The sequence below is a fragment of the Mucilaginibacter phyllosphaerae genome, from assembly GCF_004378255.1.
GTDB lineage: Bacteria > Bacteroidota > Bacteroidia > Sphingobacteriales > Sphingobacteriaceae > Mucilaginibacter > Mucilaginibacter phyllosphaerae.
Genome location: NZ_SNQG01000002.1, coordinates 56,096 through 70,587, shown reverse-complemented (window position 1 = coordinate 70,587; position 14,492 = coordinate 56,096). Strand labels below are relative to the sequence as shown.

The following is a 14,492-nucleotide window of genomic DNA, read 5'->3' as shown; positions in this document are numbered from 1 at the left end:
GGCTATGGACTATTAACCAAGGACTGTTTTATGAATAAAATACGCTTTATAACTTTCTGTTTTATACTGTTTGCCGTTAGCTTAAAAGCCCAGCAGATCCCGCGTTTTAACCCGGATACTATCATGACGATCACTATCGATAGCGCGGTAGCCAATATCCGTTCGCATAAGTTGAACGCGCAGGATTTTATTGACGCGGTGATGAATGACACCAGCTTCTACAAGGCTTTCCAGAACATGAAGGGCTTTGCCTTTACTGCCGAAAACCGCATTTACACCTATGATAAAAAGAACCGGGTTGAAGGCAAGATCTATCGCCGTTTGCTGCACAGCAACCAGGCCGGCAAGCACAAAATTGAATATACCGCCAAGCGCGACAGCGGTAACGTATTTAAAAAGAACGGCAAATATCAGCTTTACACGGTAGAGATGTTCGACTATATTTTTATGAACGCCTACAACTCTGATTTTGTAAAAAGCGAAGGCACATCTGCCGCAAATAAAAGTAAAAATGAAGGCTACAAAGCCAAACTGAAAACCCTGGTATTTACACCGGGCAGAAAAGTGTCGGGCATCCCGTTCATCAGCAGTAAAACAGAGATCTTCGGGCCGGAGTTGCGGCAGTTTTATACCTATGAATTTGCCCGTGGCACTTACCTGGACAGCATCCCGGTTTACCGTTTTAAAGTAAAACGCAAGCCAAGCACGGCAGCCGATGATGTAATGATACAAGAAATGACCACCATATTTGATGTCAATAACTTCCAGATACTGGGGCGGTATATCGATATGAAATACAGTAACATGCTGTTTGATTTTAATGTGCAGATGAACATCGAACTTAACAAATTCAACGACGAATTGCTGCCCGTTAAGATAAGCTACCAGGGCAACTGGGACATCCCCTTCCACCAAGAAGAACGCGCCAGCTTTTTAATTGTGCATAAGGATTATAAGAAGGAATAGACACGATTAAGACACGATTATAAGATTGAATGATTAACAGGATTTTTTTAAGCTTAATCCTGTTAATCTTATAATCCCTTAATCGTGTTCTTTTCTGCTTCTGCTTTGATCACCAGATTGCGTTTTACCAGTAAATTCGTCATATACCTTTTCAGGAACAGCCAATTAGCCAGCTTGCCCAACAAGCCTAATGGCGATTCAAAGATGAACTCATCGCGCATAATCGTTTGCTTTTCATCCCCGGTAAAATAATGCTCGTGACGGAAACTTTTAAAAGCACCGCTAACCATTTTATCGGCAAAGAAGTAAGGCGGGTCAAAAGCAGTGATCTTTGAAGTAAGGTTTTGCCAGATACCAAAATGTTTTGCCCGCCAGGTTACCGTTTCGCCTAACTCAATTAACCCGCTTACACGGCCGGCAATAGCACGTTCGCCGGTGTGAACGGTAGATGCTACGTGCACATCAATATCCCTTGCAATGTCAAAACACTTTTGGATAGGCGTATTGATAGCTGTGGTTAATACTATTTTAGGCATTCACAGGCAAATTACAAGTTTCTATATTAGCCACCCATTGGTGAACGAACGGACATGAATAATACTTTAAATAAAAACGCCGATCATCAATAATCGGCGTAATCTTAAAAATCGTATCAATCAGCGGTCTAAAATTCCGCATTCTTTGGGAACCTTGGGAAGGGGATCACATCGCGGATGTTGCCCATGCCGGTAACAAACAGCACCAAACGCTCAAAGCCCAAGCCAAAGCCGGCATGTGGGCAGCCGCCAAAGCGGCGGGTATCCAGATACCACCAAAGCTCATCTTTAGGGATACCTATCTCATCCATACGCTGTTCCAGTTTATCTAAACGCTCCTCACGCTGCGAGCCACCTACAATTTCGCCGATACCCGGGAACAGGATATCCATAGCGGCAACGGTTTTACCATCGTCGTTCTGGCGCATGTAGAAGGATTTGATCTCTTTAGGATAATCCGTCAGGATCACCGGTTTTTTAAAGTGTTTCTCTACCAGGTAACGCTCGTGTTCTGATTGCAGATCGGTACCCCAGCCTTCTATCAGGTATTGGAATTTCTTCTTTTTGTTAGGGGTAGATTCTTTCAGAATGTCAATCGCCTCGGTATAGGTTAAACGCTTAAATTCGTTATCTAAACAAAACTGCAGTTTCTCTAACAGGTTAAGTTCAGAGCGGTCTTGCTGTGGTTTTTGTTTTTCTTCGTCAATCAAACGCTGGGTTAAAAACTCAATATCCGCTTTGTTTTTATCCAGCGCGTAGCGGATCACGTATTTCAACAGATCTTCGGCCAGGTCGGCGTTATCTTTCAAATCATAAAAAGCCATTTCGGGCTCTATCATCCAAAATTCGGCTAAGTGGCGGGTAGTATTTGAGTTTTCGGCACGGAAGGTAGGGCCGAAGGTATAAATATCGCTTAAAGCCATAGCACCCAATTCGCCCTCTAACTGGCCGGACACGGTAAGGTTGGTAGATTTACCAAAAAAATCCTGCTTGTAATCCACCTCGCCGGTATCGGTACGCGGTACATTAGCCAGGTCGAAATTAGTTACATGAAAAGCCTCGCCCGCGCCTTCGGCGTCAGACTGGGTGATGACAGGGGTATGCAGATAAACAAAGCCACGCTCCTGAAAAAAGGTATGGATAGCGTAAGAAAGCGTATTACGCACCCGGAATATTGCGCCAAAAGTATTGGTACGGAAACGCAGGTGCGCTATCTCACGTAAAAACTCCAGGCTATGTTTTTTGGGCTGCAGCGGATATTTTTCCGGGTCGCTGTCGCCCAGTATCTCGATGTGCGTTGCTTTAACATCAACACTTTGGCCTTTACCTAACGAGGCTACCAGCCTGCCGGTAGCGCTGATGGCTGCGCCTGTGGTGATGCGTTTGAGCAAAGCAGGGTCGGTGTTTTCAAAATCAACCACAATTTGCAGGTTGCTGTTGGTAGAGCCATCGTTTAAAGCAATAAACTGATTGTTACGAAAGGTACGCACCCATCCTTTAACGGTTACATCAATATCGGTTTTACCACTTTCAAGCAGTGCTTTAATTTTTGTACGCTGGCTCATATTTTAAATATTACAGCGGCAAAAATACAATTATTTGCTAAAAAGCCCCCTTTTAATCTCCCCCGAAAGGGGAGACTTTTTAAATCCGTTTCAAATAGAATACAGGGATCTGTTTAACGGGGAATTGTACAAATCAATTAGCGGGGCAGGTACACACTAAACTGCCCATTGGTATATTTTACGCTATCCGGATAAATGCTTGATGTTGCAGGGAAGGTGCGTTTAAACTTAAGGGTAAATTTGCCGGCAATAACCTTCGCGGTAGAATCATAGTCGGTAACCTCCAGCTGGCTGCCATTTGCTATGCCTATGTTGTAACGGCTTACCGTATCATTGGCTATCTTTTGGTAATACTTGGCCTGGTTGCCGCTTAAGGCGTAAATGCCCTTACCGGTAAATTTAATGTGCATACGTATGCCGGCATCCTGGCTTTTACCAATTACAGAAACCGAATCGGTGCCTACTTTAATGCTGCCAGGTGCGCCATATACGGCCAGTCCGTTTTTCTCTGCTACAAAATAAGGCTGGTAGGGTGCCGTACAGCAGTTATCGTTTTTTAAACATGCCGAAAATAATAATGATAAAAGTGCAAGGCCTGTAAAAGTTAGCTTTTTCATGTCAGTAAATTTTAGTTGTATTGTATATACTTTACGTTAAAAAAATAAAGGGTGTTACAGTAGGGCCGGAAAATTTTTGTCTGAACCAGAATTTTCAGAATTATGGAATTTTTATAATGAATGCTTAATTCATATTTTGTTAATTTAAAAATCCTGTAAATTCTGATTCAGACAATTAAGTTTGCAATTCAACAAAAATCATGAAACCTAAGTTAAGCCTGGCAATTGGCATCGTTTGCATTTCGTTTTCGCCAATATTTGTAAAGCTGGCAGCTTCGCCGGCCATTACATCAGGTTTTTACCGCATTTTTATTGCCTGGCTGTGCCTGCTGCCCTATTGCATTATTAAAGGCAAGTTAAAAACCACACGCCGGGCGCTGATCATCACCATAATCGGCGGCATAGTTTTCGGGGCAGATATTGCACTTTGGAATATTTCGCTGCTCAAGATCAGCGCTACGGTATCTACCCTATTGGCCAACCTTGCCCATGTTTGGGTGGGGTTAATGAGCTACTTATTCTTCAGGAAAAAATCGGGACTGCTGTTTTGGGCCGGTACATTTATAGCCATAATTGGTATGGTGATACTGGTTGGCTACCAAAATGTAATCAGCTTGCAATTTAACGAAGGGATTTTATATGCCATAGCAGCCAGTATGCTTTATGCCGGATACATCATGCTAACCAAAGGGGTATTGCAGCACATCAATACCTTCACCTTTATGTTTTATAATATGCTGGGCGCTGCTGCTTTACTGGCCACGGTAGCCCTGCTGCGCGGCGATGCGTTTGTTGGGTACAATACCGGCACATGGGGGTGTTTTATAGGCATGGGGGTACTTTGCCAGCTAATAGGCTGGCTTACTATCAACCATTCGCTGCGCTACCTGGAATCAACCAAAGTATCTATAGCCCTGCTTGGGCAAACGGTTATTGCCGGCTTTTTAGCAATAGGGCTGCTTAACGAGGTATTACATCTGAAAGAAATTATTGGCAGTGTTATCGTTTTAGTGGGGATAGCCCTATCGTTTTTAAAGGTGAAGAAAAAGGAAGTGGTGGTGTAGTTGACTCACCCCCTGCCCCCTCTATGCTGCGCAAAGAGGGGAAAAATAAAATAGAAAATTCTTAACCCTCTTTCCGCCGCAGGCGAAGAGAGGGTGGTCGGGCGAAGCGATGACCGGGTGAGTAAAATAATACACTATCCTTTTCCCCCTCTTTAGGCGTAGCGAAGAGAGGGACGACCAGCGAAGCGTAGTCGGGGTGAGTAAATCGCCGATATTTTTATATATTTAAACATCTACTTACTTACTTAACCCTTACTTTTGTAACCCGCTAAATCGCGAAGCAACAAACATGATCACCAAGCCCACCATCGACCGCATAATGGAAGCCACAGATATTGTGGAGGTGATTGGTGAGTTTGTGCAACTAAAAAAACGCGGGGCCAATTATGTAGGCCTTTCGCCATTCGCGAATGAGCGCACACCCTCGTTCACGGTATCGCCGGCTAAGGGGATCTTTAAAGATTTCTCGACTGGTAAAGGGGGCAGTGCCGTTACCTTTTTGATGGAACTGGAGAAATTCACTTACCCCGAAGCGCTGAAATGGCTGGCCAAAAAGTATGGCATCGAGGTAGAGGAAACCGTAGATACCACCGAAAACCTGGAAGAACAGAACCACCGCGAAAGCCTGATGATCGTATCCGGCTTTGCCGCAAAATTCTTCCACGAAAGTTTGCTGGATACGGATGAGGGCCAAAGTATTGGCCTCAGCTATTTTAAAGAGCGCGGTTTTAACAGCGAAACCATCAAAAAATTTGAGTTGGGTTACTCGCCCGACCAATGGGAGGCCTTTACAGGCGAAGCGATCAAACAAGGTTATAAAGAAGAATTTTTGGTTGAGAGCGGGCTTTCGGTTAAGCGGGATAACGGCTCGATATATGATCGTTACCGCGGGCGCGTGATGTTCCCGATACATAGTTTTACGGGCCGGGTGATCGCCTTTGGCGGCAGGACGCTGAAGAGCGACAAAAATGTACCCAAGTATGTAAACTCGCCCGAGTCGGACATTTACCATAAATCTAACGTATTATATGGCTTGTATTTTGCCAAGCGCGCTATCCGCGAGGAGGATAACTGTTACCTGGTGGAGGGTTACGCCGACGTCATATCCGTGCATCAGGCGGGTATCGAGAATGTGGTGGCATCATCGGGCACATCCTTAACGGTTGAGCAGATCAGGCTGATAGGCAGGCTCACAAAAAACATCACTATACTATACGATGGCGATGCGGCGGGCATTAAAGCATCCCTGCGCGGGCTGGATATGATACTGGAGGAAGGCCTTAATGTAAAGGTAGTGCTGTTCCCCGACGGGCACGACCCGGATTCGTTTGTGCAGAAGTTTGGCACTAACGCCTTTAAAACTCACGTAGATAAAAATAAAAAGGATTTTATCCTGTACAAAACCGAGATCCTTTTAAAGGATGTTGGCAACGACCCGATCAAAAAGGCCGAAGTTATCCGCGAGATCGTAGAGAGCATTGCCAAGATCCCCGACTCGATCAAAGCTTCTGTATTTCTTAAAGAATGCAGTAACCGCTTGCAGATAGACGAACGGGCACTTTTATCCGAACTGAACAAGATGCGGCAGGCGAAAGCCAAAAAGGATAGCCAGCAACAGCAAAATGCCCGCAAACCAGAACCATCGCCGGAGGATCTTTTGTTTTTTGATGAGCCGGAAGAAAAGCTCATCAAAGAATCTGATACGCAGGAACGGGAGATCATCCGCCTGTTGCTGCTTTACGGCAATAAAATGATAGACTGGGATGGCATCGCCAATACTTACATCGGCCCATTTATGGTAGCCGAACTTAGCGATGTGGATTTTGAACAACCCGTAACCAAACATTTTATGGAGATCTACCGGCAGGAGGTAGAGAACGGCGTTTTACCCGAAGAACAGCACTTTATCCATCACCCGGATAAGGCCATTGTAGATATGGTAGTTACCCTGCTGACCACTAAATATGTATTGAGCGAGAACTGGTACGAGATGCACAAGATATTGGTATCTGACGAGCAGGCCAACATGAAGGCAACCATCCTGGGCGCTATCTTCCATCTTAAAAAACAAAAGGTAGGCAAGATACTGGAGGGCCTGCGCAAAGAACTGCAAACCACCACCGGCGAAGCCGACCAGGAAATTCTGCTGAACCAGTACATGCACATGAAAAAAGTGGAGAAAACCATATCTGATTACTTAGGCTCGGTTATCTTAAAATAATGGCATCCCACAACGATCTCGGGCAAAAAGGCGAAGCGATGGCAAAAGCCCATTTGGAGGCTACCGGATACGAGATCATGGATGAGAACTGGGTTTTCGGTAAAGCTGAAGTAGACCTGATCGCTTATAAGGCGGGGATCATTATATTTACCGAAGTAAAAACCCGCACCGGCAATTACTTTGGCGAACCCGAAGATTTTGTGGATGCCCGCAAGCAACGTTTGCTGGTAGAAGCTGCCGACGAGTATATATATTTGATGAATCACCAGGGCGAAGTGAGGTTTGATATAATATCTATCATTTTCGACCGTAATAATAACCACACATTAAAACATATTGAAGATGCCTTTTGGCCTTCTGCCATTTAAGATGAATAAACGTATCATATTTTTCGCTGTTATAGCGCTGCTGGCATATGGCTGTACAGATAACAATAAGCAGCAGGATTTTACCATAAGCCCCGAAGCCGGCACTAACTACACTACCGGCAATACGGTGGCCCTAAAAGTTAATGTTCCGTCAGGCGTTAAGGTTGATTCGGTGGTTTATCTGCTGGATTCGGCACGGATAAGTGTGGCTAAAGATACAGCTGCCATCAGCCTGAAAACGGATAGCCTTACATTAGGCGCCAGGATCATCACCGCCAAAATTTACCAGGAAGGCAAAAGCCAGGACCTGACTACCAACATTAACCTGCTGGCCAAACCTGCCGAAGAACTGAATTATACTTTGGAAAAAGTTTACCCGCATGATACTTCATCTTATACAGAAGGCCTGGTATATGCAGACGGTGTGATGTATGAAAGTGATGGAGGGCGTTTAGCAGAGGAAATGGGGCCATCAAGTTTACGGAAAGCAGATCTTGTTACAGGCAAGGTGATTAAAGTTGTAAATGTTGATCCAAAAGTTTTTGCTGAAGGTATAGTGGTTATAGGCGATAAAATTATGCAGCTTACCTATACAGAAAAAATAGGCTATGTGTATGATAAAAAAAGCCTGAAGCTGTTAAGCACATTTAACAATAACGTAGGTGTAGAAGGCTGGGGCATGACCTACGACGGTAACAAGATCTATATGGACGATAGTACCAACCGAATTTGGTTTCTGGATAAAAACACGTACAAGCAAACCGGTTTTGTGGATGTATATGATGATAAAGGTGCCGTGAACGAGATAAACGAACTGGAATACATCGACGGGAAGATTTACGCCAATGTTTATCATAAAGATTACATCCTGGTTATCGACCCTAAAACAGGCGCTGTTGTACAAAAGGTTGATCTGACCAACCTGTACCCCCAGGCCAACCGCAACCCTGGAGCAGATGTACTTAACGGCATTGCCTATGACAAAGCTACCAAACGTATTTTTGTTACCGGCAAAAAATGGGATAAGCTATTCCAGGTTAAATTTGAAAAGAAATAGTTTTATAAGGGGGTAATACGGTTAATGGTTCGACAAGTTCACCATGACAATCCCACCATGTCAGTCTGAGCTTGTCGAAGACCTATACGCTTGGCAATGTTTCGACAGGCTCACCATGATATGCTAAACACCATGACAATATAGATTATGTCAGTCTGAGTTTGTCGAAGACCTATACGCTTGGCTAATGGTTCGACAGGCTCACCATGACATCTTCGCCATGTCAGTCTGAGCTTGTCGAAGACTTACACGCCCGGTTAATGGTTCGACCGGCTCACCATGACATGCTAAACACCATGACAATATAGATTATGTCAGCCTGAGCTTGTCGAAGACTTAGCAAAGCAGCTAATGGTTCGACAGGCTCACCATGACATGCTAAACGCCATAACAATATGCATTATGTCAGTCTGAGCTTGTCGAAGACTTATCAAAGCAGCTAATGGTTCGACAGGCTCACCAGGACAATCCCACCATGTCAGTCTGAGCTTGTCGAAGACTTACACGCCCGGTTAATGGTTCGACAGGCTCACCAGGACATCTTCGCCATGTCAGTCTGAGCTTGTCGAAGACCTATACGCTTGGCTAATGGTTCGACAGGCTCACCAGGACATCTTCGCCATGTCAGTCTGAGCTTGTCGAAGACCTATACGCTTGGCAATTGTTCGACAGGCTCACCATGACATGCTCTTTGAAAGCAGCTCTTGATTCTTATATCTTAACCTTTTTTCAACCCGCTTTATTATACTTATTCCTATACTCCATAGGCGATAGCCCGGTTACCTTTTTAAACACATTGCGGAAAGCTTTGGTATCCGAGTAGCCCACATCATACATCACCTCGTTCACATTTTTGCGGCTGCTTTCCAGGTGTTTTTTGGCCGCCTCCACCTTAACGCGCTGTATATATTCCAGCGGGCTGTTGTTGGTTGCCTTTTTAAAACGGCGTTCAAAATGGCGCTTGCCTATGGCATATTTCATGGCCAAGTCTTCTACCGAGATCTTCTCGGTGATATTGGCCTCTATAAATTCCTGCGCTTTTTTAATAGGCTCGTCCTCATGTGTTTTTTGCCCGTTAAACATAATAAACGGCGATTGGCTCTTCCTGTCTATCTCCAGTGCAAACATCTTGGCAGCCAGGATGGATATATCCCGCCCGGCATATTTCTCTACCAGATATAACAGCAGGTTCCAGTAAGATGTGGCGCCGCCGCTGCTGTACAGGCCCTTCTGCTCGGTAACAATACGGTCGTCAACCAGCGTAACTTTCGGGAACATCTCCCTGAATTCATTGGCAAAGCGCCAGTGAGTGCTGCATTCCTTACCGTTGAGCAGCCCTGTAGAGGCCAGTAAAAACGCCCCGATGCACAGGCTGGCTACTTCGGCCCCCTGGTGATGCTGTTGTGTTATCCAGGGGATAAACGCTTCGTTCCGCTTTAAAGAATCGTTGATATCCCCGCCAAATGCAGGGATGACGACCAGGTCTGTTTTCTTCACCTCGCTTAACACGGCATCGGTATGTACCGAAAACAGGCCGCCATGCAGCCGCACCTCTTTTTCAAGCCCAACCAATTGTACATTAAACAGGGGCGGTTTACCAGCTGCAGCCAAAAAATCGTTTACGCCGGTAAACATAATGCGCGGGTCGGCAATGCTGGCTAACACAGCTTCGTTGGGTATCAGGATGCTAACGTTTCTCATGGTTGCGATACAATTGGTTTATTAAGTATAAATGTAGTGAAGTAGAAAGTCGTAAACAACCCTTTATTAGTCCTTTTTGTACCTTAACAAATAAATTACAACAGGATACATTTGTATCAGCCAAAACAAAAACAATGAGAAAGCTAAAATTACAAATGCAGGTGAGCCTTGATGGCTTTGTAGCCGGCCCGGATAACGAAATGGACTGGATGACCTGGAACTGGGATGATAAACTAAAGGAATATGTACAGCAAATTACCGAGCCTGTAGATACCATTATACTTGGCCGCGTACTGGCCGAAGGTTTTATACCTGTTTGGAAAGAGCGCGCTGCAGACCCGGCTGCAGATAGCTTTACCCACAAAATGGTAAACGACCCTAAGGTGGTTTTCACCCAAACCCTTACCGAAAACCCGTGGGAAAATACCCGGCTGGCAACAGGCGATATTGTTGAAGAGATCAACAACTTAAAAAGCCGGCCCGGCGGCGATATAGTGGCTTATGGCGGTGCGCGCTTTGCATCGGCCCTGATAAAACACAACCTGATAGATGAATACCATCTGTTTATAAACCCGGTTGCACTTGGCAGGGGCAAAACCATTTTTGCAGATCTGGACACGCGCCTTAACCTGCAACTGGTAAACGCCATTGCGTTTGAATGCGGTGTTACCGTGCTGTGCTATAACCCGGCAGCAAAATAAAGTGGAACGGGCATGCGTAAGCTTGTGGTATCAATGAATGTAACCCTTGATGGCTTTATGGCCGGCCCAAACGGCCAGCTGGACTGGCATATGCCCTATTGGGATGATGACATGGCAAGGGCTACCGCAGCGCAACTAAGCAATGCCGATACTTTGTTACTGGGCAGCAATACCTATAAAGCAATTGCCCCTTACTGGCAGGCACAACAAGCAAATATCTATGCCGCACGTACAGATGTGGATTATGCCGATATGATGAACCGGTACCAAAAGGTGGTATTTTCTAAAACACTTAAAACGGTAAGCTGGCGCAATTCCCGGCTGGCAGGGCGGGGCATTTATAAAGAAATAATGAAATTGAAGAAGAGCCCCGGTAAAGAATTATTGGTTTATGGCAGCGGCAAGTTGGTTGCTGCCCTTAACCGTTTAAACCTGGTAGATGAATACCGGCTGTGGGTGCACCCGGTGGTGATAAAAAAGGGGCGGCCTATGTTTAAAACCAGGCTGCACCTGCAACCCTATCAAACCAAAGTATTTGGCAACGGGGTGGTATTGATGTGTTATGAATTGAACACGCATTAACTGAACGCTTACGGCTTCGGCTAAAGCCGATAAGCTATTATTCAATGGCAAATTGTATTTTCGTATAATTATAGCTGCACTGCTACATTATGCGTAAACATTTCATCCTTATTTTTTTATTGTTAGTATATATAGGGGCCAATGCTGCAGATATTAAAAGTATTGGTGTGCCTTATGTGCAAAACTATACCAAGGCGCAATACCAGTCGGGCAATCAAAACTGGTCGGTAACAAGGGATGAGCATGGCATTATGTACTTTGGTAATGACGAGGGCCTGCTGTCTTTCGATGGCCGTTACTGGCAGCTTAACCGCATGCCAAACGGCCTTATCGTACGCTCGGTAGCGGCAGACGGGCATGGCAAAATATATTCGGGCGGTTTCGGGGAGTTCGGCTTTTGGGAAAACGACAACAAAGGATTTTTAAAATACACTTCGCTTACGCATCTTGTACCCAAACAACTTCAGCCCGTAACAGAAGAAACCTGGAAGATCTATGTGGATAAAGATCAGGTTATCTTTCAGTCGTTTGGTGCTATTTACATTTATGCCCATGGCAAAATAAATGTTGTTAAAGCCCTTAACCCCTTCTTATTTCTTTTTAAAACAGGCAGCCGGTATTTTGTAGAGCAGGTAGATGCCGGCTTATCCGAACTCAAGAACAATAAATTAACCTATATCCCCGGCAGTAATGCTTTAGGCAGCGGCGTATTATCTATTTTGCCATTTAAAAAAGACAAATACATCATCGGTACCGCCAAAAATGGTTTGTTTGTTTACGACGGCATTAAGATAACCCCATGGCAAAACCAGGCTAATAATTTTTTAAAAGCATATCAGCTCAACAATGGCGCCGTTATACCCGGTAAATACATTGCTTACGGCACCATTTTAAACGGTATTATTATTATTGATACGGCAGGGAATATAGTGCAGCACATCAATAAATCGAGCGGATTACAAAACAATACGGTACTAAGTTTATATGTAGATACCGAGCAAAACCTTTGGGCAGGGTTGGATAACGGGATAGACAGGATAGAAGTTAACTCCCCGCTTTATTTTTATTTTGATAAAACCGGCAGGTTCGGCACGGTGTACTCCAGCATTATATTTAATAACAAAATATACCTGGGCACTAACCAGGGCCTTTATTATAGTGATTGGTTAAGCAACGATACCAAAAGGCTTTTACAATCTTTCAACTTCCAGCTGATCCCCGGTTCGCAGGGGCAGGTTTGGGACCTTTCTTTACAGGATGGGAAACTGCTTTGCGGCCATAACGATGGCACTTTCCAGGTAAATGGCGCATCCATCACCAAAATAACGCCTTTAAATGGCGGCTGGACCATCAAAAAATTCAACAATGGCCGCCTGATACAAGGCACTTATAACGGGCTCATCATCTACCGTAAAGACGCTGCCGGCAATTGGGTTTTTGAAAACAAGGTAGCAGGGTTTACACAGCCATCCCGCTATGTAGAGCAGGATGGCAAAGGCCAGATCTGGATCAGCCACGCCTATAAGGGTATTTATAAACTTACCCTAAGCGCCGATCAAAAAAGAGTGATAACACAAAAGTATTATGATAAAAGTTCGGGCTTGCCCGATAATTACAATATTGGCGTATTTAACCTGGATAACAGGATTGTCTTCTCGTCCGACTCGGGTTTTTACGTATATGATGATATTACCGATCGTTTTTATAAATACCAGCAGCTAAATAAAAAGCTGCATACGTTTGCATCATCCAATAAAGTTATAGCGGCTATTGGTAAAAAGTACTGGTTTATAAACCATGGCCGTGTAGCACTTGCAGATCTTTCGGTACCCGGGCGGCTCACTATCGATTCTAACCGGTTTAGCATGCTCAACGGCCAGATGGTGCAGAATTACGAGAATATCAACCTCATTAATAATCTTACCTATCTTATTAGTGTAGATGATGGCTTTGTGATCGTTAACGATAAGGATGCTACCCGCGAGCCGCATTTTAAGCTGCCGCCAGTGCTTATCCGCAAAGTAGAGAATATTACCGACAAGGTTTACCCGCTTAGTGATATGAGCTACGGTGATGCAAAAATATCCATCCCATATAATCAAAACAATATCCGCATAGCGTATTCACTACCTTATTACAAACAGGCAAAAATTAAATATCAGTACTATCTGGAAGGTTATTCGCGCCAATGGAGCGACTGGAGCCCGCAAAGCCAAAAAGAATTTACCAACCTTAACCGGGGCACCTACCATTTTAATGTACGTGCTAAGATCAATGATGAAAACCAATCGCCGGTAACCACATTTACCTTTGAGGTTTTGCCGCCCTGGTATGCCGGCAATGCTGCCATTGCATTTTATGTATTGCTGCTGATATTGATCTATTATGGCATACGCAAGTATTATTTGTTAAAGCTTAAACGGCATCAACAGGAGATCCAGGAAAAACTGCAACGTGAAAAGGAGGAATTTTTACGGCAGGAAGCGATCATTAGCGAGCAGCAGATCGTAACTATTAAAAATGAACAATTGCAGGCCGACCTGGCCAGTAAGAACCGCGAACTGGCCAATTCTGCCATGAACATTGTTTATAAAAATGAACTGCTGCAAAAAATAAGCGACGAGATCAACAATTTTAAAGATAGCACAGGTAAAAAGCTTTCTGAAGATCAGCTGAAAAAAATCCATAAGGTTATTGACGAAGGCATGAGCGATGAACGCGACTGGAATGTTTTTGAAAACAGCTTTAACGAGGCACATGAAAACTTTTTTAAGAAGTTAAAACATGACCATCCCGACCTGGTACCTAACGACCTAAAACTTTGTGCCTACCTGCGCATGAACATGAACAGTAAAGAAATGGCATCGTTACTGAACATTTCTTTACGCGGTGTAGAGATAAGGCGTTACCGGCTGCGCAAAAAGCTTAATTTACCCCACGATAAAAACCTGGTAGAGTTTCTCATTGAGTTATAATACTACATCATCACCTCTCACAGCTATATAAAGCAGGTATGTTTAAAACCCATATGTTGTAGTATAGGTTATACATTTTTACAATATATAAGCAATTGTAAATAAGATATTTATACTTTATTCTTAAAATTATTGAGAA

Annotated in this window: 12 protein-coding genes; 8 read left to right on the top strand and 4 right to left on the bottom strand. The window is 44.2% G+C overall.

Annotated elements, in window-relative coordinates; translation table 11 throughout:
* The first annotated feature begins 30 nt into the window (after positions 1 to 30).
* Entirely contained in the window at positions 31 to 966 is a 936-nt protein-coding gene (locus E2R65_RS05185; protein WP_134335439.1) for a hypothetical protein, read from the top strand.
* A gap of 68 nt (positions 967 to 1,034) precedes the next feature.
* Here E2R65_RS05185 and E2R65_RS05180 read toward each other — a convergent pair whose 3' ends face one another.
* The 3 genes from E2R65_RS05180 to E2R65_RS05170 all read right to left on the bottom strand — a co-directional run bounded on the left by E2R65_RS05180 (position 1,035) and on the right by E2R65_RS05170 (position 3,684).
* On the bottom strand, positions 1,035 to 1,502 hold the full coding sequence (locus E2R65_RS05180) for an SRPBCC family protein (RefSeq protein WP_134335438.1): 468 nt from the start codon (positions 1,500 to 1,502) through the stop codon (positions 1,035 to 1,037).
* A 128-nt stretch (positions 1,503 to 1,630) separates the two neighbouring features.
* Positions 1,631 to 3,067 carry an asparagine--tRNA ligase gene (gene asnS, locus E2R65_RS05175; RefSeq protein ID WP_134335437.1) on the bottom strand — a complete coding sequence of 479 codons (1,437 nt, stop codon included), beginning with the start codon at positions 3,065 to 3,067 and terminating at the stop codon, positions 1,631 to 1,633.
* A gap of 137 nt (positions 3,068 to 3,204) precedes the next feature.
* Complete coding sequence (locus E2R65_RS05170; protein ID WP_134335436.1) at positions 3,205 to 3,684, bottom strand: hypothetical protein; 480 nt, start codon at positions 3,682 to 3,684, stop codon at positions 3,205 to 3,207.
* Positions 3,685 to 3,884: 200 nt separating this feature from the next.
* Here E2R65_RS05170 and E2R65_RS05165 point away from each other — a divergent pair, with 200 nt between their 5' ends.
* The 4 genes from E2R65_RS05165 (at position 3,885) to E2R65_RS05150 (ending at position 8,394) form a co-directional block, all read left to right on the top strand.
* Positions 3,885 to 4,748: a DMT family transporter gene (locus E2R65_RS05165; protein ID WP_134335435.1), complete on the top strand. Its 864-nt coding sequence runs from the start codon at positions 3,885 to 3,887 to the stop codon at positions 4,746 to 4,748.
* A 289-nt stretch (positions 4,749 to 5,037) separates the two neighbouring features.
* Entirely contained in the window at positions 5,038 to 6,969 is a 1,932-nt protein-coding gene (gene dnaG / locus E2R65_RS05160; protein ID WP_134335434.1) for a DNA primase, read from the top strand.
* On the top strand, positions 6,969 to 7,337 hold the full coding sequence (locus tag E2R65_RS05155; protein WP_134335433.1) for a YraN family protein: 369 nt from the start codon (positions 6,969 to 6,971) through the stop codon (positions 7,335 to 7,337). The genes dnaG and E2R65_RS05155 overlap by 1 nt, the downstream gene beginning before the upstream one ends.
* Before the next feature lies 1 nt (position 7,338).
* On the top strand, positions 7,339 to 8,394 hold the full coding sequence (locus E2R65_RS05150; protein ID WP_134335432.1) for a glutaminyl-peptide cyclotransferase: 1,056 nt from the start codon (positions 7,339 to 7,341) through the stop codon (positions 8,392 to 8,394).
* A 729-nt stretch (positions 8,395 to 9,123) separates the two neighbouring features.
* On the opposite strand, the gene E2R65_RS05145 is transcribed toward E2R65_RS05150, so the two are convergent.
* The gene (locus E2R65_RS05145) at positions 9,124 to 10,095 is read right to left on the bottom strand and encodes a GlxA family transcriptional regulator (protein ID WP_134335431.1); all 972 of its coding nucleotides are present in this window, start codon (positions 10,093 to 10,095) and stop codon (positions 9,124 to 9,126) included.
* A gap of 134 nt (positions 10,096 to 10,229) precedes the next feature.
* Here E2R65_RS05145 and E2R65_RS05140 point away from each other — a divergent pair, with 134 nt between their 5' ends.
* The 3 genes from E2R65_RS05140 (at position 10,230) to E2R65_RS05130 (ending at position 14,353) form a co-directional block, all read left to right on the top strand.
* On the top strand, positions 10,230 to 10,796 hold the full coding sequence (locus E2R65_RS05140; RefSeq protein ID WP_134335430.1) for a dihydrofolate reductase family protein: 567 nt from the start codon (positions 10,230 to 10,232) through the stop codon (positions 10,794 to 10,796).
* Between the two features lie 12 nt (positions 10,797 to 10,808).
* On the top strand, positions 10,809 to 11,378 hold the full coding sequence (locus E2R65_RS05135; protein WP_134335429.1) for a dihydrofolate reductase family protein: 570 nt from the start codon (positions 10,809 to 10,811) through the stop codon (positions 11,376 to 11,378).
* A gap of 89 nt (positions 11,379 to 11,467) precedes the next feature.
* Positions 11,468 to 14,353 carry a triple tyrosine motif-containing protein gene (locus E2R65_RS05130; RefSeq protein ID WP_134335428.1) on the top strand — a complete coding sequence of 962 codons (2,886 nt, stop codon included), beginning with the start codon at positions 11,468 to 11,470 and terminating at the stop codon, positions 14,351 to 14,353.
* Positions 14,354 to 14,492 lie beyond the last annotated feature (139 nt).

Excerpts from the sequence above, each read along its gene's own strand:
- E2R65_RS05165 (WP_134335435.1), top strand. The coding sequence starts at position 3,885 with ATGAAACCTAAGTTAAGCCTGGCAATTGGCATCGTTTGCATTTCGTTT.
- E2R65_RS05180 (WP_134335438.1), bottom strand. The coding sequence starts at position 1,502 with ATGCCTAAAATAGTATTAACCACAGCTATCAATACGCCTATCCAAAAG.
- E2R65_RS05130 (WP_134335428.1), top strand. The coding sequence starts at position 11,468 with ATGCGTAAACATTTCATCCTTATTTTTTTATTGTTAGTATATATAGGG.
- dnaG (WP_134335434.1), top strand. The coding sequence starts at position 5,038 with ATGATCACCAAGCCCACCATCGACCGCATAATGGAAGCCACAGATATT.
- E2R65_RS05150 (WP_134335432.1), top strand. The coding sequence starts at position 7,339 with ATGAATAAACGTATCATATTTTTCGCTGTTATAGCGCTGCTGGCATAT.
- E2R65_RS05170 (WP_134335436.1), bottom strand. The coding sequence starts at position 3,684 with ATGAAAAAGCTAACTTTTACAGGCCTTGCACTTTTATCATTATTATTT.
- E2R65_RS05185 (WP_134335439.1), top strand. The coding sequence starts at position 31 with ATGAATAAAATACGCTTTATAACTTTCTGTTTTATACTGTTTGCCGTT.
- E2R65_RS05140 (WP_134335430.1), top strand. The coding sequence starts at position 10,230 with ATGAGAAAGCTAAAATTACAAATGCAGGTGAGCCTTGATGGCTTTGTA.
- E2R65_RS05135 (WP_134335429.1), top strand. The coding sequence starts at position 10,809 with ATGCGTAAGCTTGTGGTATCAATGAATGTAACCCTTGATGGCTTTATG.
- E2R65_RS05145 (WP_134335431.1), bottom strand. The coding sequence starts at position 10,095 with ATGAGAAACGTTAGCATCCTGATACCCAACGAAGCTGTGTTAGCCAGC.
- asnS (WP_134335437.1), bottom strand. The coding sequence starts at position 3,067 with ATGAGCCAGCGTACAAAAATTAAAGCACTGCTTGAAAGTGGTAAAACC.
- E2R65_RS05155 (WP_134335433.1), top strand. The coding sequence starts at position 6,969 with ATGGCATCCCACAACGATCTCGGGCAAAAAGGCGAAGCGATGGCAAAA.